This window comes from Falsiroseomonas sp. RANM36 (genome assembly GCF_056682175.1).
The window spans coordinates 1,795,225-1,801,448 of the sequence record NZ_JBWXTD010000003.1; the positions used below are offsets into that span (position 1 = coordinate 1,795,225).

Annotated in this window: 6 protein-coding genes and 1 pseudogene; 4 read left to right on the top strand and 3 right to left on the bottom strand. The window is 70.5% G+C overall.

Going from position 1 to position 6,224, the window contains the following annotated elements:
• From AC1MIR_RS13545 to AC1MIR_RS13560, 4 genes and pseudogenes are all read left to right on the top strand, one after another.
• Positions 1-191, top strand: a pseudogene (locus AC1MIR_RS13545) (hypothetical protein); the annotation flags it as partial.
• Complete coding sequence (locus tag AC1MIR_RS13550) at positions 188-1,336, top strand: glycosyltransferase (RefSeq protein ID WP_480028673.1); 1,149 nt, start codon at positions 188-190, stop codon at positions 1,334-1,336. The pseudogene AC1MIR_RS13545 and the gene AC1MIR_RS13550, both read left to right, overlap by 4 nt.
• Positions 1,337-1,530: 194 nt before the next feature.
• Positions 1,531-2,436 carry a hypothetical protein gene (locus AC1MIR_RS13555; RefSeq protein WP_480028674.1) on the top strand — a complete coding sequence of 302 codons (906 nt, stop codon included), beginning with the start codon at positions 1,531-1,533 and terminating at the stop codon, positions 2,434-2,436.
• 103 nt (positions 2,437-2,539) lie between these two features.
• Entirely contained in the window at positions 2,540-3,448 is a 909-nt protein-coding gene (locus tag AC1MIR_RS13560) for a hypothetical protein (protein ID WP_480028675.1), read from the top strand.
• A gap of 15 nt (positions 3,449-3,463) precedes the next feature.
• Here AC1MIR_RS13560 and AC1MIR_RS13565 read toward each other — a convergent pair whose 3' ends face one another.
• The 3 genes from AC1MIR_RS13565 to AC1MIR_RS13575 all read right to left on the bottom strand — a co-directional run.
• Positions 3,464-4,114 (bottom strand): sulfotransferase family protein, encoded by a 651-nt coding sequence (locus AC1MIR_RS13565; RefSeq protein WP_480028676.1) that lies wholly within the window; start codon positions 4,112-4,114, stop codon positions 3,464-3,466.
• A 340-nt stretch (positions 4,115-4,454) separates the two neighbouring features.
• Entirely contained in the window at positions 4,455-5,288 is an 834-nt protein-coding gene (locus AC1MIR_RS13570; protein WP_480028677.1) for a carbohydrate ABC transporter permease, read from the bottom strand.
• On the bottom strand, positions 5,281-6,224 hold a 944-nt coding region (locus tag AC1MIR_RS13575; RefSeq protein ID WP_480028678.1), incomplete at its 5' end, for a carbohydrate ABC transporter permease. The genes AC1MIR_RS13575 and AC1MIR_RS13570, both read right to left, overlap by 8 nt.

The window sequence follows — 6,224 nt, forward strand, 5'->3', positions numbered from 1 at the left end:
GGCCCCCCCCCGCCCCCCCGGGCGCTAGGGGGGAGGGGGTGCGGCGGGTGGCGCCCGCCCCGGCGCGGCGCGCGCGGCGCGGCGCCGCGGCGCGGGCCGAGGTGCTGCGGCGCGACCTGACCTGGGAAGGCAATGCCCGCCGGGTCGCCGCCCTCGGGCTGGCGGAACTGCCGGCGCGGCAGCGCCGGTGACGGCCCCCGCCGACCTGCCGCTGCCCCCCGGCGACGCGCCGCTGGTGCTGAGCGTCTTCCCGAGCTTCGCCGTGGGCGGCGCCCAGGTCCGGTTCTGCGCGCTCGCCAACCGCTTCGGGCCCCGCTGGCGGCATGCGATCGTCGCGCTCGATGGCGACACCGGCTGCGCTGAGCGGCTGCGGCCGGAGGTGCCCTTCGCCCTGCTCGCCCGCCCGGTGGCGCGCGGCCTCGATCCGCTGCGCGCCGCGCTGACGGCGCGCGGCATCATCCGCCGGCTGCGGCCGTCGGCCCTGGTGACCAGCAACTGGGGCAGCATCGAATGGGCGATCGCCAACCTGCTGCCGCCACGCCTGCGGCACCTGCACACCGAGGACGGCTTCGGGCCGGATGAGGCCGCGGGCCAGAAGCCGCGGCGCGTGCTGACGCGGCGCCTCGTGCTGCGCCGGAGCGAGTTGGCGCTGCCCTCGACCGTGCTGCTGCGCGCCGCGCGCGAAGCGTGGCGCCTGCCGGAGGCGCGGCTGCACCACATCCCGAACGGGCTGGACCTGGCCCGCTTCCGGCCCGACGGGCCGCCGGCCGACCTCGCCGTGCCGGGTGAGGGGCCGCTCATCGGCACCGTCGCGGCGCTGCGGGCCGAGAAGAACCTGGCGCGGCTGTTGCGGGCCGTGGCGCTGCTGCGCGACCAGGGCCTGGCCTTCCGCCTGGTGCTGATCGGCGACGGGCCGGAAAGGGCGATGCTGGAAGGGCTCGTCCACGAGCTCGGGCTTGGCGACCGGACCCGCTTTGCCGGCCATGTCCCGGACCCGGCCGCCGCCTACCGCGCGATGGATCTCTTCGCCCTGTCCTCCGACACCGAGCAGATGCCCTTCTCGGTGATGGAGGCGATGGCCAGCGGCATCGCCGTGGCGGCGACCGATGTCGGCGATGTGCGGGTGATGCTGCCGCCGGAGGCCGCGCCGCAGATCGCTGGGCGCGACCACGCGGCGCTCGCCGCGGCGCTGCGCCCGCTGGTCGAGGACGCGGCGCTCCGGCATCGTCTCGGGCGGCTCAACCGGGAGAAGGCGGCGCGCGATTACGATCAGGAAATCATGTTCCGGGCATATGCGGCGCTGATCGATGGAGACGGGCCGGCGGGGACACGCTGAGCCGACCGTGGATCGCCACGGCTGGCGGCGACCGCCGATGGATGGTTGTGTGGGTGGCGTTGGGTGCTATCGATGGTCGGGGCCATTGCAGAAAAAGCAACTGCTGGCCGGCTTCCACCGATGGGCGTAAAAGTTGATAATATCCACGACGAATGAGACTTCACGGTGAACGGAGTGCCCGCGGTTCCGACATGATGGCAAGCATCCACACATATCTCGGGCAGTTCACCGGCCGCGACGTGCTGTTCTTCACCAGCCCGGGGCGGGCCCGCAACAGTCTGAAGGCGGCCGCGACCTATCAGGCGCTCGATCGCGTCCGGGCGCGCTGCCGTACCCCGCGCACACGCCGCATCGACGCGGCCGGGCAGTTCGTCCTCTATGGTGGGGGCGGCGTGCTCGACGGGCACCACCGGGAAGCCCGGCGCCTGCTGCGGCACCTGCACCGCACCGCCAAGCACCTCACGATCCTGCCGCACACCATCCGGGAGATGGAGGATCTGCTCGGCGAGTTCGGCAGCAACGTGACGGTCGTCGCGCGCGAGCCGATGACCTTCGACTACATCAGCAGCCTGCCGCGCCGCTACGAGACGCTGCTGATGGACGACGTGGCCTTCAGCCTGGACGTCGCGCAACTGCCGCATGACGAGGAGCGTGCGGAGTCGCCCTCCGCCCTCGCGGACGTCCTGCTCGCCAGCCTGCTGCACGACAATGCCAGGGCAGGGCTGGCGGATCTCCGGCGCTTCCTGAACCCCGGCCCGCTCGTCGCCGACCTCATGGCGCGTCCGCCCGGCGGTGTGCTGAACTGCTTCCGTGGCGATGACGAGGCAACGGGCATCGCGATCCCGCCCGACAACATCGACCTCCCGGCGCAGCTGACCTTCGGCGTGGCACCCGCGCCGGTCGCCTTCCGCGCCGCGCGGACCATGCTGGACCTGCTGTCGCGCTTCGACGAGATCCGGACCGATCGTCTGCAGATCGCGATCCTGGCGGGCCTTCTGCAGAAGCGCACCTTGTTCTTCCCGAACAATTACTTTAAGTGCAAGGTAATCTACGAGTTCTCGATGAGAGAACGCTTCCCCAACGTCACCTGGATGGGTTGATCGCGCGGCGTCGCGCGGTCCGCCGCCTGCCGCGGCGCGTGGCGCGGCATCCTGCGTGGCGGGCCGCGGCAACCGAGTTCACGAAAGCGGATACGGGCGACAGATGGCATCGGAGATCGCGGACTACCTGTCGCAGTTCCGCGGGCAGGAGGTCATCTACCTGCCCAACCCGGGCAATGCGGGCGACAGCGTGATCGCCGCCGGCACCTATCACCGCATGGATGCCGTTGGCCTTTCCTACAGGACGCCGCCGCGCAGCCGGCTCGATGCGCAGGGGCGCATCGTGTTCTATGGCGGCGGGGGCAACCTGGTCGGGCCGGACACCCATGCCGCGCGCACCGTCCGTGCCGTCCACCGCCAGGCGAAGCACCTCACCATCCTGCCGCACACCGTCAAGGACGTGGACCCGCTGCTCGAGGAATTCGGCAGCAACGTCACCGTGATCTGCCGGGAGCGCGTGTCCTACGAGCATGTCGCCTCCCGCGGCGGGCGCTACCAGACGCTGCTGATGGACGACATGGCCTTCAGCCTGGACGTCGAGCGCCTGATGAGCGGGCGCGATCCCTTCTCGGCCCCGGCGATGCTGTGGGACTTCGTGCTGAAGCAGGTGCTGCGGGACCGTCCGCATGCCGGCTTCGCCGCGGTGAAGCGCTATCTCCGACCGGGGCCGGAGGCGGCGTGGCTGGCCGCGCGCGCGCCCGGCGGCACGCTGCACTGCTTCCGGCGCGACGGCGAGGCCGGCGGGATGCCGATCCCGCCCGACAACGTGGATCTCTCGCAGGTCTTCGAATACGGCGTCGCGCCTCCCGCGCTCGCCTTCCACGCGGCGCGGGCGATGATCCGCACGCTGCAATCCTGCGACGAGGTGCATACCGACCGCCTGCATGTCGGCGTCTCGGGCGCGCTCGCGGGGACGCGCACGCTGTTCTACCCGAACAGCTACTACAAGTGCCGGGCGGTGTACGAGTTCTCCATGCAGCACCGCTTCCCGAACGTGGTGTGGAAGGGCTGAGCGTCTCGCGCCCGATCAGCGGAAGCGGGCCAGGGCGCGGCGCAGCGCCGGCTTGACCAGGCCGGCAAGGCCGCTTTCCGGCTCGCGCTTGGGGTTCGTGTTGGCCTGGCCCCACCAGGTGATCGGGATGCCGAGCGAAGCCCCCAACCGATCCGCCGCGTCCGGCGCGGTGATGTCGAGCTCGAGGAAGGCGGGATCGTCGCGGAAGGTCGCGCGGACGGCGTTGAAATGCCCCTCGATCCAGCGCACCAGTTCGGCGCGCGTCCGCCCGCGCCCGGCCGGCAAGCCCGGGATGTACTGGGAGGCGATGCGGTGCTGCATGTCGCCCCAGCGCTCGATGCTGCTGGCGATGCCTTCGGCCGGGCGCGTGTTCAGGATCAGCAGGCAGTCCGGGTGCCGCTCACGGATCGCCACCAGCAGCGCCAGGTCTAGGTTCGGCCAGTAGTTCAGCTTCTTCGCCGGCTTGCAGTAGTCCATCTGGGTGATGGCATCCACATCCTGCAGCCGCGCGAAGGGATCGCCCTCCTCGAACCAGCCGTCATAGACGAGCTTGCCGATCGGCTGGCCGTGATGCGTCCAATGCACGCTGCGCAAGCCCGCGTGGAGCAGTGCCTCGTAGATGGTGCTGGTGCCGGATTTCGGGAAACCGACCGCGACCGCGCGCACGCTCCGCTCCGTATTGCCTCGCTCGCGACCGGGCATAATACATGATCGGCCGCAAAGCGAGTGCCGGCGCGCAAGAACCGGCTCGCATGGCGTCCTGTCAGGGGCCGATGCCGTCCGTGGCGCGCCAGGGCGCTGTCCCATGCCTGTCGCGCAACTCGTCGGGCGTGTTCGTCGCGGTGTGGTCCGCGCCGCCCGCCGCCGACCGACCCGCGCGTTCCGGGATGGCCAAGTGCCGATGGCCGGTGCCGAGGCGCGGCTCGACATGGACGCCGCCGCCTTCGGATGCGACCCGATGACGGGCGCGGTGCGCGGCGACATCATCCGGGCGCGCGCCCGGGCTTCAGCCCTTCACCGCGCCGGCGGTCAGCCCCGCGATCACGTAGCGCTGCGCCGCGAGGATGAAGGCGAGGATCGGTGCGAGCTGCACCGTCGCGGCCGCGAACAGCACGCCCCAGTCCACGCCATCCGTCGTGCTCAGCATCTCGCTCATCACCAGGGGCGTGGTGCGGGCGATGCGCGTGGTGAAGACCAGCGCGAAGATGAACTCGTTCCAGGCATAGACGATCACGAAGAGCGAGGCCGCGACCACGCCGTTCACCACCAGCGGCAGCACCACCATGCGCAGCACCTGGAACAGCCCGGCGCCGTCCACCAGCGCCGCTTCCTCCAGCTCCCGCGGCACCTGGTCGATGAAGGCGCGCATGATCCAGGTGGCGAGGCTCACGAAGAAGGCGGCGTAGAGCACGATCAGCACACCATGCGTGTCGTTCACCTGCAGCCAGGAAAAGAAGGGGAACAGCGGCAGCGTCACCACGATGGGCGGCAGCATGCGCACCAGCACCATGAAGAAGGCCGATAGCGCCAGGATCCGCCCGCGGAAGCGCGCATAGACATAGCCCGCGAGCGTCGCGCAGAGCACCGTCAGCAGCGTCGCGCCCGTGGTCACGATCAGGCTGTTGAGCATGTTCGGGAAGAAGGCCGGCCATTCCGTCAGCAGCCGCCGGTAATTGTCGAGGGTCGGTGCGAAGATCAGCTGCGGCGGGATGGCGAAGATCTCGCGCTGCGGCTTGAAGGAGGACAGCACCACCATCGCGATCGGGAAGATGGACCACGCGATCGCCGCCGCAGCGCCCGAGAGCCGGAGCGCGCGCCCGATCGGCCCCGGCCTACGCATGGCGGAACATCCTGAGCCAGGCCGCATAGAGGTAGGGCGCCGCGACGGCGAGCGAGAGCAGCACCATCGCGAAGGCCGTTGCGGAGGCGAGACCGAATTCGTGGTAGCGGAACGCCGCGCGATACAGATAGACCGCCAGCACCTCCGTCATGCGCGCCGGGCCGCCTTCGGTCAGCAGCCAGATCTCGGAGAAGATGCGCATCGCCGTGATGTAGCGGAACACCAGCGCGACCAGCAGGGCGGGCAGGATGAAGGGCAGGGTGACATGGCGGAAGGACTGCCACGCCTTCGCGCCATCCACCGTCGCGGCCTCCTTGATCTCCTGCGGCACGGATTGCAGCGCGGCGTAGAGGATCAGGAAGGTGAAGGGGGTGTGGATCCAGATGCTGAGCAGCGCCGCCAGCACCAGCGCATCGGCCGGATCGGCGGACCAGTCGAGCTGTCCGAGGCCGACCTGCAGCATCGCCCAGTTCACCATGCCGATGTCCGGTTCTAGCACGAAGCGCCACATGGCCACCGCCGAGACCTCGTTGATCGCATAGGGCGCGATCAGCAGCGCGATGACGATCTTGCGGTACGGCATCCAGCCGGAGACGAGCAGCGCCAGGCCGAGGCCGAGCAGCAGCTCGCCATAGACCACGGCATTGACGACCAGGAAGGTGTTCCACGCGGCGCGCCAGAACACGGAATCGGCCAGCAGGGCGCGGTAGTTCTCCAGGCCGACGAAGACCGGGTCGGCGCCGAAGCTCACCTTCTGCAGGCTCATCCAGGCCACGTAGATCGCGGGCAGCAGGATGATGCCAACCAGCAGGATCTGCGCCGGTGCCAGCAGCGCGTAATGCGAAGCACCCGGCCGCGTGCCGCCGGGCAGGCGCCGCCGGGGGGTAGGGGGGGGGCGCCGCCCCCGCCGGGCGGCCCGCGCCCCCCCGCCCCGGA